At 63.2% G+C, this 24,018-nt stretch carries 14 protein-coding genes; 11 read left to right on the forward strand and 3 right to left on the reverse strand.

Features of this window, described 5'->3' with window-relative positions:
* The first annotated feature begins 15 nt into the window (after positions 1-15).
* Positions 16-642 carry a TetR/AcrR family transcriptional regulator gene (locus tag PLAV_RS02715; RefSeq protein ID WP_011995447.1) on the forward strand — a complete coding sequence of 209 codons (627 nt, stop codon included), beginning with the start codon at positions 16-18 and terminating at the stop codon, positions 640-642.
* A gap of 20 nt (positions 643-662) precedes the next feature.
* Here the strand turns inward: PLAV_RS02715 and PLAV_RS02720 are convergent, their stop codons facing one another.
* Both PLAV_RS02720 and PLAV_RS02725 read right to left on the reverse strand, forming a co-directional pair.
* Positions 663-1,739 carry a tartrate dehydrogenase gene (locus PLAV_RS02720; RefSeq protein WP_011995448.1) on the reverse strand — a complete coding sequence of 359 codons (1,077 nt, stop codon included), beginning with the start codon at positions 1,737-1,739 and terminating at the stop codon, positions 663-665.
* Positions 1,740-1,878: 139 nt separating this feature from the next.
* Positions 1,879-2,649 (reverse strand): GntR family transcriptional regulator, encoded by a 771-nt coding sequence (locus tag PLAV_RS02725; RefSeq protein ID WP_011995449.1) that lies wholly within the window; start codon positions 2,647-2,649, stop codon positions 1,879-1,881.
* A 144-nt stretch (positions 2,650-2,793) separates the two neighbouring features.
* On the opposite strand from PLAV_RS02725, the gene PLAV_RS02730 reads away from it, so the two are divergent.
* The gene (locus tag PLAV_RS02730) at positions 2,794-4,125 is read left to right on the forward strand and encodes a CitMHS family transporter (protein ID WP_011995450.1); all 1,332 of its coding nucleotides are present in this window, start codon (positions 2,794-2,796) and stop codon (positions 4,123-4,125) included.
* A gap of 13 nt (positions 4,126-4,138) precedes the next feature.
* Here PLAV_RS02730 and PLAV_RS02735 read toward each other — a convergent pair whose 3' ends face one another.
* On the reverse strand, positions 4,139-5,140 hold the full coding sequence (locus PLAV_RS02735) for a phosphoglycerate dehydrogenase (RefSeq protein ID WP_011995451.1): 1,002 nt from the start codon (positions 5,138-5,140) through the stop codon (positions 4,139-4,141).
* Between the two features lie 138 nt (positions 5,141-5,278).
* Here PLAV_RS02735 and PLAV_RS02740 point away from each other — a divergent pair, with 138 nt between their 5' ends.
* From PLAV_RS02740 to treY, 9 genes are all read left to right on the forward strand, one after another.
* On the forward strand, positions 5,279-6,667 hold the full coding sequence (locus PLAV_RS02740; protein WP_202944000.1) for an acyclic terpene utilization AtuA family protein: 1,389 nt from the start codon (positions 5,279-5,281) through the stop codon (positions 6,665-6,667).
* Positions 6,664-6,975: a DUF4387 domain-containing protein gene (locus PLAV_RS02745; RefSeq protein ID WP_011995453.1), complete on the forward strand. Its 312-nt coding sequence runs from the start codon at positions 6,664-6,666 to the stop codon at positions 6,973-6,975. Before PLAV_RS02740 ends, PLAV_RS02745 begins: the two co-directional genes overlap by 4 nt.
* A 206-nt stretch (positions 6,976-7,181) precedes the next feature.
* Complete coding sequence (locus tag PLAV_RS02750; protein WP_011995454.1) at positions 7,182-10,295, forward strand: alpha-1,4-glucan--maltose-1-phosphate maltosyltransferase; 3,114 nt, start codon at positions 7,182-7,184, stop codon at positions 10,293-10,295.
* Complete coding sequence (treS, locus tag PLAV_RS02755) at positions 10,292-13,477, forward strand: maltose alpha-D-glucosyltransferase (RefSeq protein WP_011995455.1); 3,186 nt, start codon at positions 10,292-10,294, stop codon at positions 13,475-13,477. The genes PLAV_RS02750 and treS overlap by 4 nt, the downstream gene beginning before the upstream one ends.
* The gene (gene glgB, locus PLAV_RS02760) at positions 13,477-15,675 is read left to right on the forward strand and encodes a 1,4-alpha-glucan branching protein GlgB (RefSeq protein ID WP_011995456.1); all 2,199 of its coding nucleotides are present in this window, start codon (positions 13,477-13,479) and stop codon (positions 15,673-15,675) included. The genes treS and glgB overlap by 1 nt, the downstream gene beginning before the upstream one ends.
* Positions 15,672-17,786, forward strand: coding sequence for a glycogen debranching protein GlgX (gene glgX / locus PLAV_RS02765; protein ID WP_011995457.1), 2,115 nt, complete (start codon positions 15,672-15,674; stop codon positions 17,784-17,786). The genes glgB and glgX overlap by 4 nt, the downstream gene beginning before the upstream one ends.
* Positions 17,783-19,501 carry a malto-oligosyltrehalose trehalohydrolase gene (gene treZ, locus PLAV_RS02770; protein WP_011995458.1) on the forward strand — a complete coding sequence of 573 codons (1,719 nt, stop codon included), beginning with the start codon at positions 17,783-17,785 and terminating at the stop codon, positions 19,499-19,501. The genes glgX and treZ overlap by 4 nt, the downstream gene beginning before the upstream one ends.
* Complete coding sequence (gene malQ / locus PLAV_RS02775; RefSeq protein ID WP_011995459.1) at positions 19,498-21,507, forward strand: 4-alpha-glucanotransferase; 2,010 nt, start codon at positions 19,498-19,500, stop codon at positions 21,505-21,507. The genes treZ and malQ overlap by 4 nt, the downstream gene beginning before the upstream one ends.
* Entirely contained in the window at positions 21,504-24,014 is a 2,511-nt protein-coding gene (treY, locus tag PLAV_RS02780) for a malto-oligosyltrehalose synthase (RefSeq protein ID WP_011995460.1), read from the forward strand. The genes malQ and treY overlap by 4 nt, the downstream gene beginning before the upstream one ends.
* The last annotated feature ends 4 nt before the right edge of the window (positions 24,015-24,018 follow it).

Genomic DNA, 24,018 nt, shown 5'->3' on the forward strand with positions numbered 1-24,018 from the left:
GGGGAAGGGAACATCATGACGAAGGCAGCCCGCAACGGCGCACCGAGCAGGCGCGAGAAACGGCGCCAGGCCATTCTCGATGCCGCGCGCGCGATTTTTCTCGAACAGGGATATGGAGCGACAAGTCTCAACGACATCGTCAGTGTCTCGGGCGGCTCGCTCGCCACGCTCTACGATCTCTTCGGCGGCAAGGCCGGCCTTTTTCAGGAAATGATCGAACAGGAGTGCGAGAATTTTTTCGGTGCGCTCCGCGCGGAAGACCTGGACGAACAACCGCTCCGCGAGGCGCTGCGCGTGGTCGCCAGGCAGTTCTTCGACGGCGTGATCCAGCAACCCAAGATGTCGCTGCTCCGCCTCGTTGTCGCCGAGGCGGCGCATTTCCCCGAACTCGGCTCCACCTTCTACAGCGCCGGACCGGCAAGGGGCCGCGAAATGGTCTCGACCTATCTCGCGAAGCAATCGCGGCGCGGCCTGCTCCAGGTCGACGATCCGATGCGCGCAGCCGACGTCTTCATCGGACTCGTGCTCGGCGAGTACCAGATGAAAGTGCTTTGCGGCGAAGACGTTAAACTCTCATCGGAAGAGATCGACCGATATCTCGACTACGCGCTCGATGTCTTCCTGAGGGTTTACGGCCCCTGACATCCGAAATCGTAACGGCCTCAGCGCAACGCGTCCGCGATGGCCCGGCCGCAGGTGACGGTATCCGCCGGGCCGCCGAGATCGGGGGTTCGCAGATGCGGCTGCGCCAGCACCGTTTCGATCGCGGCGACGATGGCGGCGGCGGCGTCCGTTTCTCCCAGATGGTCGAGCATGAGCGCGGCGGACCAGATCTGCCCGACGGGATTGGCGATGCCCTTGCCGGCGATATCCGGGGCCGAGCCATGCACGGGTTCGAAGAGCGACGGAAATTTCCGGTCGGGATTGATGTTGCCGGCGGGCGCGATGCCGATAGTGCCGGTGCAGGCGGGCCCGAGGTCGGAGAGAATGTCGCCGAAAAGATTGGAGGCGACGACGACGTCGAACCAGTCCGGGTGCTGCACGAAATGCGCGGCGAGAATGTCGATGTGATATTTGTCCCAGCGCACCGCCGGGTAGCCGGCCGCCATCGCTTCCACCCGCTCGTCCCAATAGGGCATGGTGATGGAAATGCCGTTTGATTTCGTGGCGGAGGTGAGGTGCTTTTTCTCCCGCCGCTCAGCCAGCTCGAAGGCGAATTTCAGGATGCGGTCGACTCCGACGCGCGTCATCACCGTTTCCTGCATCACCACTTCGCGCTCGGTCCCGGGAAAGATGCGGCCGCCGATGGATGAATATTCGCCCTCGGTATTCTCCCGCACCACATAGAAGTCGATGTCGCCGGGTTTGCGGCCGGCCAGCGGGCAGGGCACGCCGGGCATGAGCTTGACCGGGCGCAGATTCACATACTGGTCGAATTCGCGCCGGAACTGGATCAGCGAACCCCATAGCGACACATGGTCGGGCACCGCTTCCGGCCAGCCGACAGCGCCGAAGAAGATCGCGTCGTGACCGCCGATCAGCGCCTTCCAGTCATCCGGCATCATCTTGCCGTGGCGGAGGTAATAGTCGCAGGAGGCAAAATCGAAATCGTCGAACCGGAAGCGGCAGCCATATCGGGCGGAGACCGCCTGCAGGACGCGCAGGCCCTCCGGCACGACCTCCTTGCCGATGCCGTCGCCGGGAATGACGGCGATGCGATAGCTCCGGTCTTGATCCATCCTGAAGGCTCCAACTGTCCCGAAAATACGGGGAATAACAGGAGCTTAGGCGGAGCTGGGGTCCGGGGTCAAGATATTGGATGCAATTTTATTGTTTTTGCATCCTTTAATTGCTAGCGTGGCGCCTCTCCTCCGGTGCTCAGCGATGAATGGCAATCGCGAGCAGGCGTTTTTTGGTGGCGAGGACATGGTCGGACATCAGGCGTTGAGCCTCGGCGCTGTCTTCGCGGCGGATCGCGGCAAGCAGGTTTTCATGTTCCTTCTGGGAGTCGACGATATGCGCCGGGGGTGTGGCCGGCACCTGCCGGTGCCTCGGCGCCACGCAGGCGGCAACGCTCGGGCAGAGGCGCGCGGCATCTCCCAGCACCGGATAGATCACGGTCATGCGCATGGAGTTGCGCAGCACATCGTTGCGCGACGCAATCATGATCGAGCGGTGGAAATGCCAGTTGAGCTGATACCACTCGCGTTCGATCTCTTCCGACCATTTCCCGCGATCGACGATGGCGCGGGACTGAGCGACCAACCCGGCCAGCTGTTCGAGAGCGCCGGGCTCCCAGCCGCGATCGACCGCCGTCCGGGCGGCCATCCCCTCAAGCGATGCCCGCACCTCGATACTGTCGAGCACATCGCCGATGGTGACGGCGCGGACGGTATAGCCGCGATTGACGCTGTAATTCACGAGCCCTTCGGCGGAGAGCACCGCCAGCGCGCTGCGGATCGGCGTGCGCGATACGTTGAGCTGCGCCGCCAGCGCCTCGGCGCGGAGCTTCGTCTCGGGCGGGATCCGGCCCGTCACGATCATCTCGCGCAGGCGCATGAGAACGGAATGGGTCGCGGGCTCGGTGTGTTGCGGATCGGCCGTGGCCTCTTCCCGCGCCGCCTCCTCCTTTGCCGGCATATTCGTCATCTTTCCCATGCCTCCCTGCGCGGGCGCGCGGCCTGCGCCGCCCATTTCCTTCTTACACCAGCCACGCGGAAATCGTGCAACCCCGGCGACTGACGCGCGGGCACCGCAACCGATACCGGCTCCCTGGCGATTGGAAACAGCTTCATGCTCGACATCTTACTGAACCCCGCCTTTCTCGGCCTGGCCATGGTCGTCACCTTCATGGTGCTGATCATGACCAAGCGAATGTCCGCCATTGCCGCCCTGCTCGCGGTGCCGATCCTGTTCGGCCTGATCGCGGGCGCCGGCCCCGAACTCGGAGAGATGATTCTCAAGGGCGTGCTGCAGGTATCGCCGACGGCGCTGATGCTGGCTTTTGCCGTGCTCTATTTCGCAATCATGATGGATGCCGGTCTGTTCGATCCGCTGGTACGGCGCGTGCTGGCCCTGGTCGGCGACGATCCCGTGCGCATCTGTCTCGGCACGGCGCTGCTGACCACCGTCGTGTCGCTGGATGGCGACGGCACGACGACGGCGCTGATCATCATCACGGCCTTCCTGCCGGTCTATCGCCGCATCGGCCTGAACCCGCTGATCCTGGCGACGCTGCTCGGCCTGTGCAATTCGCTGATGAATTTTGTGCCCTGGGGCGGGCCCGCGGCGCGTGCGGCCGCCGCCGTGAATGCGGATCTCGGACAGGTTTTTGCCGGGCTGATACCGGCGATGATCGCCGGGCTGCTGGCCGTCTTCCTTCTTGCATGGATGTTCGGTCTTTCGGAAAGACGCCGGCTCGCGGCGGCGGGAAGTGAAAGCGGCACCGGTCCCGCCGTCGATGCTGCCGCCATCCCGGAGATCGCGCATCCGGAAACGCGCCGTCCGAAGCTCGTCTGGTTCAACCTCGCGCTGACACTGGCGCTGGTGGCGGGCATGATTTTCGGTCTGGCGCCGTTGCCTGTGATGATGATGGGCGCCTTCGCCATCGCCATCACCGTCAATTACCCCAATATCCGCGAACAGCAGAAACGCATCGCCGATCATGCGGAGAATGTCGTCAATGTCGTGGTGCTGATCTTCGCTGCTGGCGCCTTTACCGGCATTTTGAATGGCACCGGCATGGCCGATGCGATGGCAGGGAGCGCACTGTCGATCATTCCGCCGTCGATCGGCACGTATCTCGCGCCGATCACGGCGCTTGCCAGCATGCCGCTGACTTTCGTCATGTCGAACGACGCCTATTATTTCGGTGTGGTGCCTGTGATCGCCAGCACGGCGGCAAGCTACGGCATTCCGGCGGACGCCATTGCGCGCGCTTCTCTCATCGGCCAGCCGGTACATGCGTTGAGCCCTCTGCTCGCACCGATCTATCTCGCCTGCGGGCTGCTGGGCGTCGATGTCGCCGATGCCCAGCGTTTCGCCCTGAAATGGGCGGTGCTGATCTGCCTTGTCGTTCTTGTCGCCGCGCTGGCGACCGGCGCCTTTCCGCTCCGGGCCGGATAAGATGCCCGACAGGTCAGCGCCCATCGGCCACCACGCAGCCGGGAGCGGGCATGCCGCCATCAAGCACCGTAACCACGGATTTCGCTGCCACCATGTTGGTGCGCGCGAGCCCTTCATGCGAGGAGGCGCCGGCATGGGGCGTCGCCACGACATTCGGCAGGGCGAGCAACGCGTCGGAGACGGGCCGGAATGCCGGATCGCTTTCGCTGACAAAGACGTCGAGACCGGCGCCGCCGAGATGACCGTTCTGCAAACCCGTCAGCAGGGCGGCATCGTCGACAAGGCCGCCGCGCGCGGTGTTGATGAGGAAGGCGCCCTTCTTCATGGAAGCAATGGCCCGCGTGTCGATCAGGAACCGCGTGGCTTGCGTCAGCGGCGCATGGAGGCTGACATAGTCGGAGCGGCGCAGCAGCTCCGTCAGGCCGGTATATTCGACGCCGGTCTGCTCCGCATAGGCGGCATCCGGATGCGGCGTATGCACCAGCACTTTGGCATCGAAGCCGGAGAGGCGCCGCACGACGCTGCGCCCGATGCGGCCGAGACCGATCAGCCCCACCGTCTTCTCGCAAAGATCCGTACCCATGAGGATCGACCAGTCGCCGGCCTGCATGTCCGCCTGCGAGGCGCGAAAGCGGCGGCCGACAGCGATCATCAAACCGATGGTGTGGTCGGCGACGGAGGCGTCGTTACCGCCCGCGGCGATGGTGACAACGCGGCCGAGATCGCGCGCGGCTTCCACATCGACGCGCTCATAGCCGACGCCGCGCCGGGCGATCACGAGCAATCCGGGCAGCGCCTCCAGCAAAGGCCGCGTCACCCGCGCATGGCCGACGATCCAGCCCGCCGCATCCGCCAGCATTCTCTGCAGCTCGGCGGGATCGAGGTCGCCATCGCCCTGGCCGGGCGGCGGCGGGGCCAGCACGACCTCGCAGCCATGGGCCCGCAGATATTCCGCCGATTTTTCGTCGAAGAAACGCTGCGTGACGACGACCTTGCGGCTGGACGAGGGAGGCATGGGGCTGGTCTCCAAGGGGGTTTCGGGCCAACCATACAATCTTGTGCAAATTTTGCATCCAAAACTTGACACAATGAATTCAATAAATCAGGTTCTGCCATCGGCCTTGCCCAAGGCCACCTCTTTCCATGGATGCGCATGATGCTGGACGGTCCGATCAAGATTCTCGTGCCCACCGGGTCGCTGGGCGCCGGTGCGCGGGAGGAGGAGGTGCGCTACGGCATCGCCCAGGGCGCCCATGCCATTGCCACCGATGCGGGCTCGACGGACAGCGGCGCCGCCTATCTGGCGCTCGGCATTTCCAAGAACAATCGCGGCTCGGTGAAGCGCGACCTGACGATCCTGATGCGGGCGGGAGCGGAAGCGGGGATTCCGCTGATCGTCGGCACATGCGGACAGGCGGGCGGAGACAAGAACCTCGACTGGACCCGCGACATCGTTGTGGAAGTGGCCGCCGAACTCGGCATTCGCCCGAAGATCGCGCTGCTCTACAGCGAACAGGACAAGGAGATGCTGAAGGCGCGCAATGCCGCCGGAAAAATCCGGCCGCTGCCGCCGCTCGGTCCGCTGGACGATGCGACCATCGAAAGCTGCGACCACATCGTCGCCGCCATGGGCCCGGAGCCCTACATCGCCGCATTGAAAGCGGGGGCCGACATTGTGCTGGGCGGCCGCACCACCGACACGGCGGTGCTCGCCTGTTTCGCGCTGATGAAGGGCGCGCCCTCCGGTCCGTCATGGCATGCTGCGAAAGTCGCCGAGTGCGGCGCGCAATGCACCATGTACCCCACCAACGGCGCCGGTGTGCTGATCAGCATCGGCAATGACGGCTTCGAGGTGGAGCCGCTCAGCCCCGGCAATCGCTGCGACCCGGACAGTGTGTCGGCGCATATGCTTTATGAGAACAGCAATCCCTTCCTGCTGACCGAACCCGGCGGCGTGCTGAACGTCACGGATGCCGATTATGCCGCCGTCGACGAGCGCAGGGTGCGGGTGACAGGTTCGGTCTGGGAGCCAGCGCCTTATACGATGAAGCTTGAAGGCGCGGGCGGCGGCAAATTCCAGACGATCATGCTTGTCGGCATTCAGGACCCCGATGTGCTCTGCCGCGTCGATGAATTCCACGACAATCTGCTGGCGGCGCTTTACGAGCGCACGCGAAAGACCATCGGCGCGGCGGCCGGCGATTTCCATATTTCGCTCAGGATGTATGGCTGGAACGCCGTTTCCGGCGACCGTCCGCCACCGGGCACGGCGGCGCCGCGCGAAATCGGCGTGCTGTTCGTCGCCACGGCGGAGAGCCAGGAAATGGCGACGCAGATCGCCAAGGCCTGCAACCCCTATTTCTTTCACTTCCCCGTTGTGCTGGACAAGGAACTGCCGAGCTATGGCTTTGCCTTCTCGCCCGCCGACATAGAGCGCGGACCGGTTTACGAGTTCAAACTCAATCACGTGATCGAGCTCGACGATCCGATGGAACTGGTGCGCACCAAATGGATCGATCTGGCGAAAGGGGAGGGCGCATGATGACGAAGCTGGCCGAAGTCTGCCGCCATATCCGCTCGAAGAATGCCGGTCCCTACTGGGTGACTTTCGATCTGTTCTTCGACGGCCCGGAAAATTTCACGCGCTACAGCGATCACCCGGCATTGGGGCCGGCGCTGATGCAGCGCCTGTTCGGTGCCGATCCGGCGCTGGTGCAACGCTATCCCGTGCCGCGGCTGAACATGCTGAAGATTTCCTATGCGCGAACGGCGGCGCAGGGAGGCATGGTCGAACGCGACATGCATTGCGGGCAACAATTCGTGCGGCTGCTGGATGTCGAGCTGGACTGAGGGCAGCCGGAGCTTGTTAATCCGTATACGAATTAGATTGTGCTGGCCCGGCGGCAGGCTGTTTGAGCCTGTTTGAGTGCTACGGGTTAAAAATACACATAATGCAGGCTATTTGCGGGGCATGGCGCTTCAAGCTTGCGCAAATGGAACCCGTAACCCCGCCATTGGTTGATTGACTCCACATCCTGCCCCGATGGAGTCCAGTCTTGCCGCATTTACCTGTCCGTGTCCTTTCGGTCCGTCCCGACGAACCGGCGGCGACAGACGGCTGGCGCCGCCTGTCGGAGGAAGCGGCTGAGCTGGGGTTCGGGAGCCTTCTCTGGGAGTGGTCCGGCTCGATCTTTTCCGATGAGGAAATCATTCCGCCCGGCGCGGCGGAAGCGTGCGAGACGGCGGGGCTCGACCTGCTGCTGGCGGTCGAACTCGACCGTTTCCCGATCGACCATCAACTCGTTCACGATTATCCCGACGCTTTCGCTCTTCGCCGCCAGCCGGGACAGGAAGCACCGCTCGATCCGCGAAAGCCCCTGCCCGCGATCGGCGAAGCACGCGCGCGGCTGAGATCGGAAGAGGCGAAAAAAGCATTGCGCAAGCCGCTTGGCGAGCGATTGAAATCGCTTATGACGGCGGGCGCGAAAGGCTTTTCGCTATTGTCGGCGGAGCGGGCGGACCCGGCGTTCATCAAGATGCTGACAGGGGACCTGCGGAAGAAGGACGCGCCCGTCTTTCTCGCCGGCCCTCCCGGCCTGTCGCGCGCGGCCGCGCGGAGCCTTGCAGACACAGGCATAGATTATCTGATTTCGTCTTTAGGCTGGTGGGACCTCAGAGCGCCCTGGCTGATCGAGGAATATGAAGAGCTTCGCCATGTGGCGCCGCTCATATCGGAAGTGCGCCGCGAGCAAGTGAAGGAGGGCGGCGACGCGCAAGCCGTGGCCCGCCTTCTTGGAGCGGCGGCCTGCACGGGGCAAGGCCTGATCGTGCCGTCCGGGCTGCTGACGCAGGGGCATCGGGATGCAGTTCAGCGCGCGCTTCGACTGACGGAGCGCGCGGGCCATCTCGGCGGCGAAGCGCGCCGGCTTACCGGCTCCGCCTCGGCGGTGACGGCCCTGCTGCGGACGGATACCGCGGATATGCGAAGGGCGGGCGAGGCCGTCCTGCTGCTGATCAACGGGACGGCGGAAGATCAGCCCGCACCGGACCCGGAGGACATTCTGCCCGCCGCGGGCGCGGCGTTCGACAACTTCACCCCCGTAGAGGCGGCGGGCGATGCCTTCGCGCCGCTGGCGGCGGGGGAGGTGCGGCTGCTCGCGGCGCGGCGCGCGAAGCCTGTTGCCGGCGGCGCAAAGGCAAATGCCCGCAGCGTCAAGACGGCGGCGGCGCGGCCGAGGCTTGTCGTCGAGGACGTGACGCCGCGCGTCGAAGGCGGCGATTTCGCGGTGAAGCGCGTGACCGGCGAAATGGTGACCGTCGAGGCGACAATCTTCGCGGATGGTCACGAGCAACTTGCGGCAGAAATTCAATGGCGCGCGGCGGACAAGAAGAACTGGACGGCGGTCCGCATGGAGGAACTGCCGAACAATCGCTGGGGCGGCGAATTTCCGCTCTCCCGCCTCGGGCGGCATGAATTCGCCATCGAGGCTTGGCTGGACCGCTTCGGTGGCTTCCGCCGCGACTTCCGGAAGAAGCTCGATGCCGATGTGGCATTGGCGGGCGACTTCATGGAAGGACGCGCACTGGTGAAGAAGGCGCTCCAACGGGCGGACGAAAAGACGCGCCCGGTGCTGGCCAATATCGATACGCAACTGGAAAAGATGGGCAATGGCGCGGAAGGCGCGGTGCTGCTGCTGTCGCCCGAACTGGCGCAATTGATGGATCGTGTGGACGACCGGCCGCATAGCGTCCGGTCGAACCCGCAACGCGTCGACGCGGAACGTCTCGCGGCGCGCTTTTCGAGCTGGTACGAACTTTTCCCGAGATCGCTGACGGACGATCCGAAGCGCCACGGCACGTTTGACGATGTGATCGCGCGGCTTCCGGCCATTCGCGACATGGGCTTCGACACGCTCTATTTCCCGCCGATACATCCGATAGGCCGCGCCAATCGGAAAGGGAAAAACAATTCGCTGACGGCGGAGGCGGGCGACCCCGGCAGCCCTTATGCCATCGGCAGCAAGGAAGGCGGCCATGACGCCATTCACCCGGCACTCGGCGGCTTCGACGATTTCGACCGGCTGGTGGACGCAGCAGCGGCGCAGGGTCTCGAAATCGCGCTCGACTTCGCCATTCAATGTTCGCCCGACCATCCCTGGCTGAAGGAGCATCCGGGCTGGTTCGCCTGGCGGCCGGACGGCTCGCTGAAATATGCGGAGAACCCGCCGAAGAAATATCAGGACATCGTCAATGTCGACTTCTATGCGGAGGATGCGGTGCCCGGCCTCTGGCTCGCGTGGCGCGACGTCGTGCTGCTGTGGGTAAGCCACGGCGTCAAGGTCTTCCGCGTCGACAATCCGCATACCAAGCCGCTGCCTTTCTGGGAGTGGATGATCGGTGACATCAGGAAAATCCATCCGGATGTGATCTTCCTCGCCGAAGCCTTCACGGCGCCGGCGATGATGTATCGCCTCGGCAAGATCGGTTTCTCTCAGTCCTATACCTACTTCACCTGGCGGAACCACAAGGCGGAGCTTGCCGAATATATCGAGGAGCTGACGAAGACGGCGCCGAAGGAATTTTACCGGCCGCATTTCTTCGTCAACACGCCCGATATCAATCCGGTCTTTCTGCAGAATTCGGGACGCCCCGGCTTTCGCATTCGCGCGGTTCTGGCGGCGACGCTGTCTGGACTGTTCGGCGTCTATTCCGGCTTTGAACTCTGCGAGGCGGCGGCGTTGCCGGGCCGGGAGGAGTATGCGGATTCCGAGAAATACGAAATCCGGCCGCGCGACTGGCAGGCGCCGGGCAACATCATTGCCGACATCACGCTGCTGAACCGGCTCCGCCGCGCCCATCCGGCGCTGCAGACGCATCTGAATACGCGGTTCTACGTCGCGCATAACGATAGCATTCTCTATTACGGCAAGCCGTCGTCCGATGGCAGCGACATCATCCTTGTCGCCGTCAGCCTCGATCCGTTCCATCCGCAGGAAGCGGATTTTGAAGTGCCGCTTTGGGAATTCGGCCTGCCCGATCATGGCAGCGTCGCCGTCGAGGACCTGGCGGAGGGCTATCATTTCCATTGGCGTGGCAAATATCAGCATATTCGGCTCGAGCCGGAACAGCCTTACCGGATCTGGCGCATCTCACCGGGAGGCGCGTCATGACCGAACAGGCGCTCGAGACCGATCCCCTCTGGTACAAGGACGCGGTGATCTACCAGCTTCATGTGAAGTCGTTCTTCGATGCCAATAATGACGGCATCGGCGATTTCGCCGGGCTGATGCGTAAGCTCGACTACATCGCCGATCTCGGCGTGACCGCGATCTGGCTGCTGCCTTTCTACCCGAGCCCCCGCCGCGACGACGGCTACGACATCGGCGAGTACCGCGATGTGAGCCCGGACTACGGCACCTTTGAAGAGATGCGCGCCTTTGTGCAGGCGGCGCATGGGCGGGGCATTCGCGTCATCACCGAGCTGGTCATCAACCACACATCGGACCAGCATCCCTGGTTTCAGGCGGCGCGCCGCGCACCGCCGGGAAGCCCCGAGCGGGATTTCTATGTCTGGTCGGACAGCGACAAGAATTACGCCGGCACGCGGATCATCTTCTGCGATACGGAGAAATCGAACTGGACCTGGGACGAGGAGGCTGGCGCCTATTTCTGGCATCGCTTCTATTCGCACCAGCCGGACCTGAATTTCGACAATCCTGCGGTGCTGAAGGAAGTCTTGTCCGTGATGCATTTCTGGCTCGATGCGGGCGTCGACGGGCTGCGGCTCGACGCCATCCCCTATCTGATCGAGCGGGAGGGAACATCGAACGAAAATCTGCCGGAGACGCATGAAGTCCTTAAGAAGATCCGCGCCGACCTCGATCGACACTACAAGGACCGCGTATTGCTGGCGGAAGCGAATATGTGGCCGGAAGACACTCAGCAATATTTCGGCACGGACGGCGACGAATGCCACATGGCGTTTCACTTTCCGCTTATGCCGCGCATGTACATGGCGGTGGCGCAGGAAGATCGCTTCCCGATCACCGACATCATGCGCCAGACCCCCGACATAGATGAAAGCTGCCAATGGGCGATTTTCCTGCGCAATCATGACGAGTTGACGCTCGAAATGGTGACGGACGCGGAGCGCGACTATCTCTGGAACACCTATGCCGCGGACCGGCGGGCGCGGATCAATCTCGGCATTCGCCGCAGGCTGGCGCCGCTGATGGAGCGGGACAGGCGCAGGATCGAGTTGATGAATGCGCTGCTGCTGACCATGCCGGGCACGCCGGTGCTCTACTACGGCGATGAAATCGGCATGGGCGACAATGTCTATCTCGGCGACAGGGATGGTGTGCGCACGCCGATGCAGTGGTCGCCCGACCGCAATGGCGGCTTCTCGCTCGCGGACCCGGCGACACTGGCGCTGCCCGCGATCATGGACCCGCTTTACGGCTTTCAGGCCGTCAATGTCGAGGCGCAGGAACGGGACCGGCACTCGCTGCTGAACTGGCTGAAGCGGATGCTGGCGGTGCGGCGGGAGCACCGCGCGTTCGGACGCGGTGCGCAACGCTTTCTCAGGCCAGCGAACCGGAAAGTGCTCGCCTATCTGCGCGAGCATGACGGAGACATCATTCTCTGCGTCGCCAATCTCAGCCGGACCGCGCAGGCGGTGGAGCTGGACCTGCATGAATATGAAAACCGGACGCCCATGGAACTGAGCGGCGGCGCGGCTTTTCCGGCCATCGGGCAGTTGCCTTATCTCCTGACGCTGCCGCCTTACGGCTTTCTCTGGTTTCGCCTCGCGGAGGATGCGACCTCGCCCGAATGGGCGAGCGGGGCGCCCGGCATGGAGATCGAGAGATACACATTCGTGCTGCGCCCCTCGCTGACGGATGTCACGCAGGGGAACAACCGGCATGTTCTCGAGAACGATGTGCTGCCCGCCTATCTTCCCTATCGCCGCTGGTTTGGCGCCAAGGACGAGACGCTGCGCGGCGTTCGCGTTGCGAAAACGGCGGCGCTGCCCGGCGCGGAGGATTTGCTGTGGACGGAACTCGAGGTGACGACCGATAGCGGCACGAATTCATATGCATTGCCTCTCGGCATCGTCTGGGAGGGAGAGCAGGCGGGCCCCTTCGCCTCCAACCTCGCCCTCGCGCGCGTGCGGCGCGGGCGGCATGTGGGGCTGCTGACGGATGGCTTCTCGCTCGAGACCTTCTCGCAGACGGTGGTGAAGGCAATGCAAAGCGGGGCGGAACTGCCGCTCGACGGAAGCGTGGTGAAGTTCACCGCTCATCCGGGCTTCGACATTGAACCCGACCTCAAGCCGCATTGGCTGGCGGCGGAGCAATCGAACAGCACGATGGTGCTGGGCGAGCGAGCGGTACTGAAAGTTCTGCGCAAGATACAGAAGGGCATTCACCCTGAGGTCGAGATGGTGCGCCATCTGACGGACAAGGGATTTGAAAATGTCCCGGCCATTCTCGCCGAAGCGAATCGTATTGATGATGACGGCACGAGCCTGCTGATGCTGATGCAGACCTTCGTCTATAACCAGGGCGACGGATGGCAGTGGACGCTGGGCGCGCTTGAGCGGATGGCGACCGACATGGATTGGAGTTTCTCCAACTACGCCAATTTCGCAAGGAACCTTGGCCAGAGGCTTGCGGAGATGCACGCCGTGCTCGCGCAACCGGCAAAGCATCCGGCCTTTGCACCCGAGACCATGGATGCGGCGGCCGCTTCCGAAATGGGCGAGCGCATCGCGAACGAGGTTTCTACCGCGCTCGACCTGACTCCGCAGACCGGAACCGAGGACGAAACGCTGCTCGGCCAGCGCGAGATATTGCTCATGCGCATCCGCGAGCTCGCCATTTCCGCTGAAGGGCGCGTGCGCACAAGAATTCATGGCGATCTGCATCTGGGGCAGGTGCTCGTGACCGGCAGCGACGTGATGCTGATCGATTTCGAAGGCGAGCCGGCAAAGCCGCTTGCCGACCGGCGGAAGAAAGATATTCCACTGCGCGATGTGGCCGGGCTGCTCCGCTCGTTCGATTATGCGGCGGCGGTTGCCGAGCGGCAGCGCCCCGCAAGCGCGGAGACGGAGGAAATCCGGACGGGTGAACGCTATGCGCGCTTCCGCGTTCAGGCGGTGGAGGCGTTCCTGGACGGATATGCCGGAGAGCGCGACATCGGCAACGACCCCTTGCTCAATCTCCTCGTTCTGGAGAAGGCGGCATATGAGGTTGCCTACGAGGCGGCCAACCGGCCGGACTGGATCGACGTTCCCGTTGCGGGGTTTGCACGCGTGGCGGAAGCGATACTCAACGGAAAGGGAATTTGATGGAGGGCGGCGACAGGCTCGAATATGCGGCGGGGGCTCTGCTCGAAGGGCGTTTGACCGATCCGTTCGCGCTGCTCGGACCGCATGCTCAGGATGATGGATATGTCGTCCGTACATTTCAGCCGGGCGCGGAAAGTGTGTCACTTATCGCGCGCTCCGGCGGCGAGGACATCGGCACGCTCGAGGAGATTTCGGACGGGCTCTTTGCGGGCCGGATGAAGGAGGACAAGCCCTATAGCTTGCGCATCCTCTGGCCCGGCGGTGCGGTGCAGGAGGTCGAGGATGCCTATTCCTTCGGCCCGGTGCTCGGAGACCTCGACCTGTATCTCTTCGGCGAAGGCCGGCATTGGGATCTCGCGCGCGTCCTCGGCGCGCAACCGCGAACGATCGAAGGCGTTGCGGGCGTTGCCTTCGCGGTATGGGCGCCGAATGCGCGGCGCGTATCCGTCATTGGCGATTTCAACAATTGGGATGGACGGCGGCACCCGATGCGGCTGCGCCATGGCGCGGGGATATGGGAGCTCTTCGTGCCGCGGCTCGGCCAGGGCACACGCTACAAATACGAAATCGCGGGTGCGGACGGCAGCACGACGCAAAGAGCCGACCCTGTCGCGCGCGCCACCGAGGCACCGCCTGCGACGGCATCGGTCGTCGCCGCGCCGCCGGACTATCGCTGGACGGATGAAGACTGGCTCGCTGAACGCGCCTCCCGCCAGCGCCCGAATGCCGCGATCTCGATCTACGAGGTACATGCGGCCTCATGGGTACGGCCGGAGGGGAACGTGGAAGGTACGCTCGACTGGAATGCGCTGATAGACAGGCTCATTCCCTATGTCGCCGACATGGGCTTCACGCATGTCGAGTTCCTGCCCATCATGGAGCATCCGTTCGGTGGCTCGTGGGGATACCAGACACTCTCGCAATTCGCGCCCTCCGCGCGCTTCGGGAAACCGGAGGATTTCGCGCGGTTCGTTGATGCATGTCACCGCGCCGGCATCGGCGTCATCCTCGACTGGGTACCGGCTCATTTTCCGACGGACCCGCACGGCCTCGCCCATTTCGATGGAACGCATCTCTATGAACATGCGGACCCGCGGGAGGGCTTTCATCCCGACTGGAATACGATGATCTACAATCTCGGCCGGACGGAAGTTGCGGGCTTTCTTCTTGCGTCGGCGCTTTGGTGGATCGAGACCTTTCATGTCGATGGGCTACGTGTCGACGCCGTTGCGTCGATGCTTTACCGGGATTACAGCCGCAAGGCCGGCGAATGGGTGCCGAACATTCATGGCGGGCGGGAAAATCTGGAATCCGTCGACTTCCTGAAGCGGCTCAATGCCATCATCGCGGAACGCTGCCCGGGCGCCGTCACCATCGCCGAGGAGTCGACCGCATGGCCGGGCGTTTCGGCGCCGCTCAAAAGCGGAGGGCTCGGCTTTTCCTACAAGTGGAACATGGGCTGGATGCACGACACGCTCCAATATGTGGAGCGCGATCCGCTCTATCGCAAATGGCATCACTCCGAGATGACCTTCGGGCTTGTCTATGCGTTCTCGGAGAAATTCGTTCTGCCGCTGAGCCATGACGAAGTGGTGCATGGGAAAGGCTCGCTGATCGGGAAGATGCCGGGCGACCGGTGGCGGAAATTCGCGACGCTACGCGCCTACTACACCTTCATGTGGACGCATCCCGGCAAGAAGCTCCTTTTCATGGGGGGCGAGATCGCGCAGGACAGCGAGTGGAACCACGATGCCGAAGTCGCGTGGCACTTATTGTCGATCCCCGAACACGCCGCCGTGCAACGCCTCGTCCGCGACCTCAATCGGCTCTATGCGAGCGAACCGGCACTCCACGCACGCGACACGGAGCCTGCGGGCTTTCAATGGATCGTCGGCGCAGACGCGGAGCGCAGCGTTTTCGTCTATGCGCGATATGGCGAGACCGGAACGCCGCCCATGGTGGTGCTCGTCAACATGACGCCGGAGCCATGCACCGACTACCGGATCGGCATGCCGCTTGCCGGGCAGTGGCGCGAAATATTGAACAGCGACGCGGCCATTTACGGCGGCGGCAACATCGGCAATGCCGGTCTGGTGGAAGCGCGCGCGGCGCCTGCCCATGGCCAGCCTGCAAGCGCGAGCGTCGTGCTGCCGCCTCTGGCCGCCGTTATTCTCCAGCATGAGGGACCGAACCGATGAGCCCGCTTCCGGAGCGACTTGACAATGGCTCGCCGCGTCCGCTCGGCGCCACCTTTGATGGCCTCGGCGTCAACTTCGCGGTCTTCTCGGCGCATGCCGAAAAGATCGAACTCTGCCTGTTTGAACCCACGGGCAAGCGGGAGATCGCGCGCTACGAGTTGCCCGAATGGACCGACGAGGTGTGGCACGGCTATCTGCCGGATGCGCGGCCGGGCCTTCTCTACGGGTACCGCGCCTATGGACGCTATGCGCCGGAAGAAGGACACCGCTTCAACCCGAACAAATTGCTGCTCGATCCCTATGCACGAAAACTCGCCGGCGAAGTGCGCCGGACCGATGCGCTGCATGGCTACCGCGTTCGCTCGCACCGCGCCGATCTGAGCTTCGACCGCAGGGACAGCGCGGCGGCCATGCCGAAGGGCGTGGTCACGAATACCACTTTCGACTGGTCGCGCGACATCAGGCCCAACACACCTTGGTCGGAGACGGTCATATATGAAGCCCATGTCAAAGGGCTGACAAAGCTGATGGAAGATGTTCCCCCGACCGAACAGGGAACATTCGCGGCGCTGGCGCATCCCAAGGTGATCGATCATCTGAAGCGGCTCGGCGTGACGGCGCTCGAACTGATGCCGATACATGCCTTTGTGCAGGACCGTTTCCTGCAGGAAAAGGGCCTGCGTAATTACTGGGGATACAACACGCTCGGCTTCTTCGCGCCGGAGCGCAGCTATCTCGCTTCCGACGATCAGGATGAATTGCGGATCGCGGTCCGGCGGCTGCACGCGGCGGGCATCGAGGTCATTCTCGACGTCGTCTACAACCACACATGCGAGGGAAGCGAGCGGGGACCGACCATGTCTTGGCGCGGGCTCGACAATGCCACCTATTACCGGCTGACCGCCGAGAGCGCGCGCTACTGCGTCAACGATACCGGCACGGGAAACACGCTCAACCTGTCGAATGCGCGCGTGATCCAGATGGTGGCGGACTCGCTTCGCTTTTGGGCGACGTCCTTCGGCATCGATGGCTTCCGCTTCGATCTCGGATTGACGCTCGGCCGGACGGACCAGGGCTTCAATCCGGGCGCGGGCTTTTTCGACGTACTCCGGCAGGACCCGGTCCTGAGCGGATTGAAGCTCATAACCGAACCCTGGGATATCGGGCCCGGCGGCTATCAGCTCGGCAATTTTCCACCGAGCTTCGCGGAGTGGAACGACAAGTACCGTGATTGCGTGAGGAAATACTGGAGGGGCGATGCGTCGCTGCGCGGCGAACTTGCGGCACGTATTTCAGGATCGGGAGACCTCTTCGACCGTAGGGCGCGCCGGCCCTGGGCGAGCGTGAACTACATCGCCAGCCATGATGGCTACACGCTGGCGGATCTCGTCGCCTATGAACACCGGCATAATGAACGCAACGGCGAGGAAAACCGGGACGGGCATTCGCATAATTATTCACGGAACTGGGGAGCCGAAGGGCCGACCGACGACGCGGCGATCCTTGAGGTGCGAAACCGCGTTCGCCGCTCGATGCTGACGACGCTGTTCACCTCGCTCGGCACACCGATGCTGCTGGCCGGAGACGAATTCGGCCGCAGTCAGGGCGGGAACAACAATGCCTACTGCCAGGACAATGAAATCAGCTGGCTGGACTGGAGTGCGATGGAGACGGAGGAGGGCAAAAGCCTTTTTGCCTTTACCTCCCGGCTGATCGACATACGCAAACGCCACACGATGCTGCGGGCGCCGAACTTTCTCTACGGTGAAGATGCGACCGGGCATGGTCTCAACGACGTAGAGTGGTTTGACGAGCGCGGCACCGCGCCCTCCGAGGAGGACTGGAACAACCCGGACGGCCGTGCGCTCGCGATGCGGCGGGCATGCCGGCACGAAGACGGACATATCGAAGTGCTGACGCTGCTTCTCAATGCTTCCGACCACCCGATCTCGTTCCACATAACGCCATCCGAAAACAAGTGCACCGTTCTCATCGACAGCATCTATCCCGAACGGGACGAGATAGAGGTCAGCGGTCAATACGAGGTGGAGGCGCGCGGCGCGGCCCTCCTGCGCTGCACGATCGAGTTACCGGCGAGCGAAGAAGCATGATGGCGTGGGGAGCGACATTGCTGGAGCCGGGGCGGACAAGGTTTTCCCTGTGGGCGCCGAATGCAGGCACCGTCGAGCTTGTCCTCGACGGAGGGAGGACGGTGCCGCTTGGACAGACGGCGAATGGCTGGTTCATGGCGGAGGCGCCTGTTGGAGCCGGTGCCCGCTACCGTTTTCGCGTGAACAATGATCGTGCGGTGCCGGATCCCGCGGCGCGTATGCAGTCAGATGGCGTGCATGGCTGGAGCGTTGTGATGGATCCGTCGACCTACAAATGGCGCTCGCTCAACTGGCGCGGCAGGAAATGGGAGGAGGCGGTCATCCAGGAGGTGCATCCCGGCTTGCTCGGCGGCTTCTCCGGCATTGCAGACCGGCTTCCCGCTCTTGCTGATCTCGGCGTTACGGCCATTGAATTGATGCCTGTAGCCGCCTTCAGCGGCACGCGGAACTGGGGCTATGACGGCGTGTTGCTTTATGCGCCGGCGGAGAGCTACGGAACACCGGACGAATTGAAGGCGCTTGTCGACAAGGCACATGAGCTCGGCCTGATGGTCTTTCTCGATGTCGTCTACAACCACTTCGGGCCGGACGGTAATTACCTCGGCGTCTATGCGCGGGATTTCTTCGATCCGAGCGTTCACACGCCATGGGGCGCGGCCGTCGCCGTGGACCAGAAGCCGGTGGAGCGCTTCTTCATCGACAATGCCTTGATGTGGCTCGATGAATACCGCTTCGACGGGCTGCGCTTCGATGCCGTTCAGGCGATAGCCAACAATGACTTTCTCGACCGGATGGCCGGAGAAATAAGAGAGAAGCTTGGCAGCGATCGGTACATCCATCTCATCCTCGAGAACGAGAACAACGATCCCGACCGGCTTTCGGCGGGCCGCTACGACGCGCAATGGAATGACGACTTCCACAGCGCATTGCACGTATTGCTGACAGGCGAAACGAGCTCCTATTACGGCGATTTCGCCGCCCGTCCGACGGAGATGCTCGCCCGGTGCCTTGCCGAAGGCTTCGCCTTTCAGGGCGAGGTATCACAACATCTCGATGGCAGGCGGCGCGGCGGGACAAGCGCCCATCTGCCAGCGGCGGCGTTCGTCTCCTTTCTTCAGAACCACGACCAGATCGGCAATCGAGCGATGGGAGAACGGCTTACCGTTCTCACCGACCCCGCAAGGCTTCGCGCGGCGACGGCTCTTCTACTGCTTTCTCCGCAGATCCCGCTCTTCTTCATGGGCGACGAGGAAGGCTCGCAAACGCCCTTTCTTTTCTTCACCGATTTTCACGACGAACTCGCGGATGCCGTGCGCCGCGGACGTCGGCAGGAATTCGCGAAGTTTCCATCCTATGCGAACGAGGAAGCGCGCAAACGTATTCCGGATCCGAACGCAGCCGATACCTATGAGCAGTCCCGCCCGCGGCCCGGACCGGACGGAGAGAAGTGGAAAGTTCTCTATAAGGAACTTCTGCGGCTGCGGCACAAGGAAATCGTACCACGGCTGCAGGGCGCCCGCGGGATAGAAGCCGAAGTTCTCGCCAAGGGAGCCGCTATCGCAAGATGGCGGATGGCCGACAACAGCGTGCTTGTGATCGCCTTCAATCTTGGAGAAACGCCGGCCGCCGTTCCGATGCCGGGAGACGGTGTTATCTACAGTGAAGGTGAAACCGGAACCCCCGGCAGCATTGCCGTCTGGCTCGAACGGATATGAGCAGGATCGTCTCATTGGCTCAGGCCGCGGGTATTCAGGTCGAGTGGACGGATGCTGCCGGCAGACGGCAGCGCGTCAGCGAAGACGCCCTTTCGGCGATCCTCGCGGCACTCGGCTTGCCCGCCGACAGCAGCTCGGCGATTGCCGATAGCTGCAACCGGCTGGAAGAGCGCGCCAGCGGTGAAACCTCTTTTCTTTCAGGCGATCAAGGCAGTGTGATCCGGTTGCAGGGCCGTTATGGCGGAGCGAAGCGGGCGCGGCTTGTTCTGGAGGATGGCTCCGCGCGCGACGTGGTACTGGAGGACGGACAGGATGGCGCGATGCTCCCTGCCATCGGCCAACCGGGCTACCATCGGCTCTTGCTGGACGATCACGAAGTGCAGCTCGCAGTAGCGCCCCCGCATTGCTATCCGATAGGTGAAGCCACCGGGGGGCGTCGCGTCTGGGGCCCCGCCATACAAATTGCGGCACTGCGCGATGCGCGCGAAACGAGCTATGGCGACTACAGTTCTCTTGCCGATGCCGCCCGCGCCTTTAGCGAGAGAGGCGCCGATGCCATGGCGATCAGCCCTGTGCACGCACTTTTCCCGGCCGATACAAGCCGCTACAGCCCCTACGCGCCATCGAGCCGGCTGTTCCTGAACGTCTTCTATGCGGACCCGGCCCTGATCGGCGGCGCCATGCCGTCAGCTCCGCGAGCAGCACTTATCGACTGGCCAGCCGCGATACCCGAACGTCTGGGCGCGCTTCGGGCGGCTTACGACGGACGGGACGCGGGCGTGAAGGAGGCCGTCTCAGCCTATGTCGCGGAGGCCGGAGAGGAACTGCGGCGGCACGCCCTCTTCGACGCGCTTCACGCCCATTTTTTCAGGCAGAGCGGAGCAGGTGGCTGGCAGGATTGGCCCATCGAATATCGCAACCCATCGGACCGGGCGGTAGCCACCTTCGCGGCCGCGCATGAAGACGAGGTCGGTTTTTATATTTTCCTGCAATGGCTTGCGGAAAAGGGTCTCGACGAGGCGCAGCGGTCGGCGCGACAGGCGGGCATGGCAATCGGCCTTATTGCCGATCTCGCAGTTGGCATGGACGCGGGGGGCAGTCATGCCTGGAGCCGGCCGGAAGAACTGCTGACCGGGCTGTCGATTGGCGCACCGCCCGATCCGCTTGGGCCCGACGGACAAAACTGGGGCATCACCGGATTTTCGCCGCAGGCACTCCAGCGCACCGGCTTTGATGCGTTCATCGCCACCATACGCGCCGCGCTTCGCCACGCTGGCGGCATTCGCATCGACCATGCGCTCGGGCTGCGCCGCCTATGGGTGGTGCCGTCGGGCGCCTCATCCGCGGATGGCGCCTATCTCACTTATCCCCTCGACGACATGCTTCGCCTGCTCGCACTGGAATCGCAACGCGCCAAGGCGATCGTCATAGGCGAGGACCTCGGCACCGTTCCCGAAGGGCTTCGCGAGGAGATGGGCAGGAAAGAAATGCTCGGCATGCGCGTTCTCTGGTTTGAACGCGGTGCGGACGAGGCATTCCTTCCCCCGAAGGAGTGGCAGGGGAAGGCAGCCGCGATGACCGGCACTCACGACCTGCCGACAGTCGCCGGCTGGTGGAGCGGCAGAGATATAGACTGGACGTGGAATTTGAAGCGAAAGGCGGACGCACCAAGTGAGGCGGAGCATCGGGAGGGTCGCGAACGGGAGCGGACAAAATTCTGGGCGGCCATGCGCGATGCCGGCGTGACGGACGCGGCGATGCCGGAGCCGGATGATGCGAACCCTGTTCTGGACGCCGCTCTTGCCTTTGTGAGTGAAACGCCTTGCCCAATCGCCATTCTGCCGATGGAAGACATCGTAGGGCTGGTGGAGCAGCCGAATCTGCCAGGCACCATGAACGAGCATCCTAACTGGTGCCGGCGGATGCCGGGACCGACCCGCGACCTGCTCGATCAGCCGGATATTGCCCGGCGTATCGCCATCCTCAAATCGAAGAGAGCAAGATGAGCCCGCGCGCGACTTATCGCATGCAGTTCCACAAGGATTTCACCTTCGCCGATGCGGAGAAGCTGATTCCCTATCTCGAGGATCTCGGGATCAGTCATCTCTACACCTCGCCCATCACGACGGCGCGTGCCGGCTCGATGCATGGATATGATGTCGTCGACCCGACCCGTATCAATCCGGAACTGGGCAGCGAGGATGATTTTCGTGCCCTCTCGCTCGCCTTGCGCAAGCGTGGGCTCGGCATCGTGATAGACATTGTGCCCAACCACATGGGCTTCGCGGGCGGCGCAAATGCTTGGTGGCAGGATGTTCTGGCTCACGGACGAAACAGCCGCTACGCCCGTTTCTTCGATATAGACTGGCGGGAGAAGCTGCTGCTGCCGCTGCTCGGAGAGCCGTTTTCCGCCGCTCTCGAGAAGGGCGTTATCGAACTTCGAGAAGAAGACGGAGACTTCTTCTTTACTGCCTATGGCAAGAACCGCTTTCCTCTTAGGCCCGAAGATGCATCGGAGCTGGCGGACGACGCTCATGCGGCGTTTGCTCTTTACGATCCGAAGAGCGAAGCCGGACGGGACCGGCTGCGCACGCTTCACGACCGGCAGCATTATCGTCTTGCTTCGTGGCGGATTGCGAATGACGAACTGAACTGGCGCCGGTTTTTCACGATCACGGGCCTGGCCGGCATTCGCATCGAAGACCGGGAGGTGTTCGAAGAGACACATGCGCTCTATTTCCGTCTCTACGGAGAAGGGCTGATCGATGGCGTCCGTATAGACCATGTCGACGGCCTTACAGATCCGATCGGCTATTGCAGGATGCTGAGGGAAAGGTTTGAGGGGATCGAACGTCCGGCAGGGCTGGCGCGGGAGCCCGCCTATATCGTCATCGAGAAAATTCTCGGTGCGGATGAAAAGCTTGGCAAGGACTGGGCCGTCGACGGCACGAGCGGTTACGACTTCATGGCGGAGGTTGCGGCGGTTCTGCATGCGCCCGAGGGGGAAGGGCCTCTCACTGCGCTATGGAGCGAAATGGGCGGCCGCCACAGCGATTTCGAAGCAGAGGAACTTCGCGCCCGGCAGGAAACGCTTTCCTGGCAGTTTGAAGGTCAGTTCAGCCGCTGCGTCGCGGCTTTTGCCACGCTCGCCCGAACCACGCCCGAGGCGGAGGAGATCACCGCCGGGATGTTACGCCGCGCCATCGAGCGGCTTCTGTGGGTTTTTCCGGTCTACCGGACCTATGGGACGGGAACCTCGGCACCGGCAGGCGATGAAGAAATTCGTACCCTGGCACGAAAGCGCGTCGAGCCGTTTATCCCGCCGGGCGAAGGACAAGTTGTCGACATGGTGCTGGCGTGGCTGGCGGGTACTGGACCCGGGGACACGGATTGTGCGGCGGAGGCAGTGCGGCGCTTCCAGCAATTATCCGTGCCAATTGCCGCCAAGGCGGTGGAGGACACGGCCTTCTATCGCTATGGACGGCTGCTCTCGCGCAATGATGTGGGATTCGACGCGGGACAGTTCGCCTCGACGGTCGGGGAGTTTCATGCGTCTGCGGCGCGGCGGGCCAGGGATTTTCCGCACGCGATGCTGGCAACCGCAACTCACGACCACAAGCGCGGCGAAGACATTCGCGCGCGGCTGGCTGTGCTGAGTGAAATTCCGGAGGAATGGCGCACGCGCGTGAGAGCCTGGCGCGAAATGAATGCACCGCTGAGCCGCAATCTGGCGTCACCCGATCTCTACATGCTCTACCAGACATTGTTCGGCGCCTGGCCGGTGGGGCTCACCGCATCGGACGCGCCCGGCCTGGCGGCTTTTTCAGCCCGGGTGACGGCGTGGCAGGTCAAGGCGCTGCGGGAGGCGGAGCGCCGGTCGGCGTGGGAAGAGCCCGACGAGAGCTACGAAGCCTCCTGCAGGGAGTTGGTCGAGGCCTTGCTCGATCCGGTACGGTCGCGCGATTTCCTCACGGACCTGACCGATTTTGTGGCATGGACCGAACCGGCAGCGCGCGCCAACAGCTTGGTGCAGGCCGCTCTTCACTACACGGTGCCCGGCGTACCCGATCTCTATCAGGGGGCCGAACTGCCGGATTTGAGCCTGGTCGATCCCGATAATCGCCGTCCCGTCGACTATGCGGCACGCCGGGAGTTGATCGCGGGCGGCTCTACAGGCATTCAGTGGGCAGATGAGAAATTCGCGCTGATCGCGTCGCTTCTCGGCTATCGGCTGGAACATCCGGCACTGTTCGCGGGAGGCGACTACAAGCCCGTGGTGGTATCCGGCCTGCGGTCTGAGAATGTTCTCGCCTTCCGCCGCAGGGGCGGAGGCAAGGAGCTCGTTTGCGCGGTCGCCCTCCGCTGTGCGAGTGCATTGGCCGGCAGAAAGAGCATTGCGGCGCCAGCCGAATTCTGGGGCGATACTGCGCTTGATCTGCCACCGCCGGAGGCGCGCCGCGCCTCCGAATTGTTCAGGGAAGGCCCGGTCTTCCTGTCGATACGTGATATCTGAGCGA

Source organism: Parvibaculum lavamentivorans DS-1 (assembly GCF_000017565.1).
Classification (GTDB): domain Bacteria; phylum Pseudomonadota; class Alphaproteobacteria; order Parvibaculales; family Parvibaculaceae; genus Parvibaculum; species Parvibaculum lavamentivorans.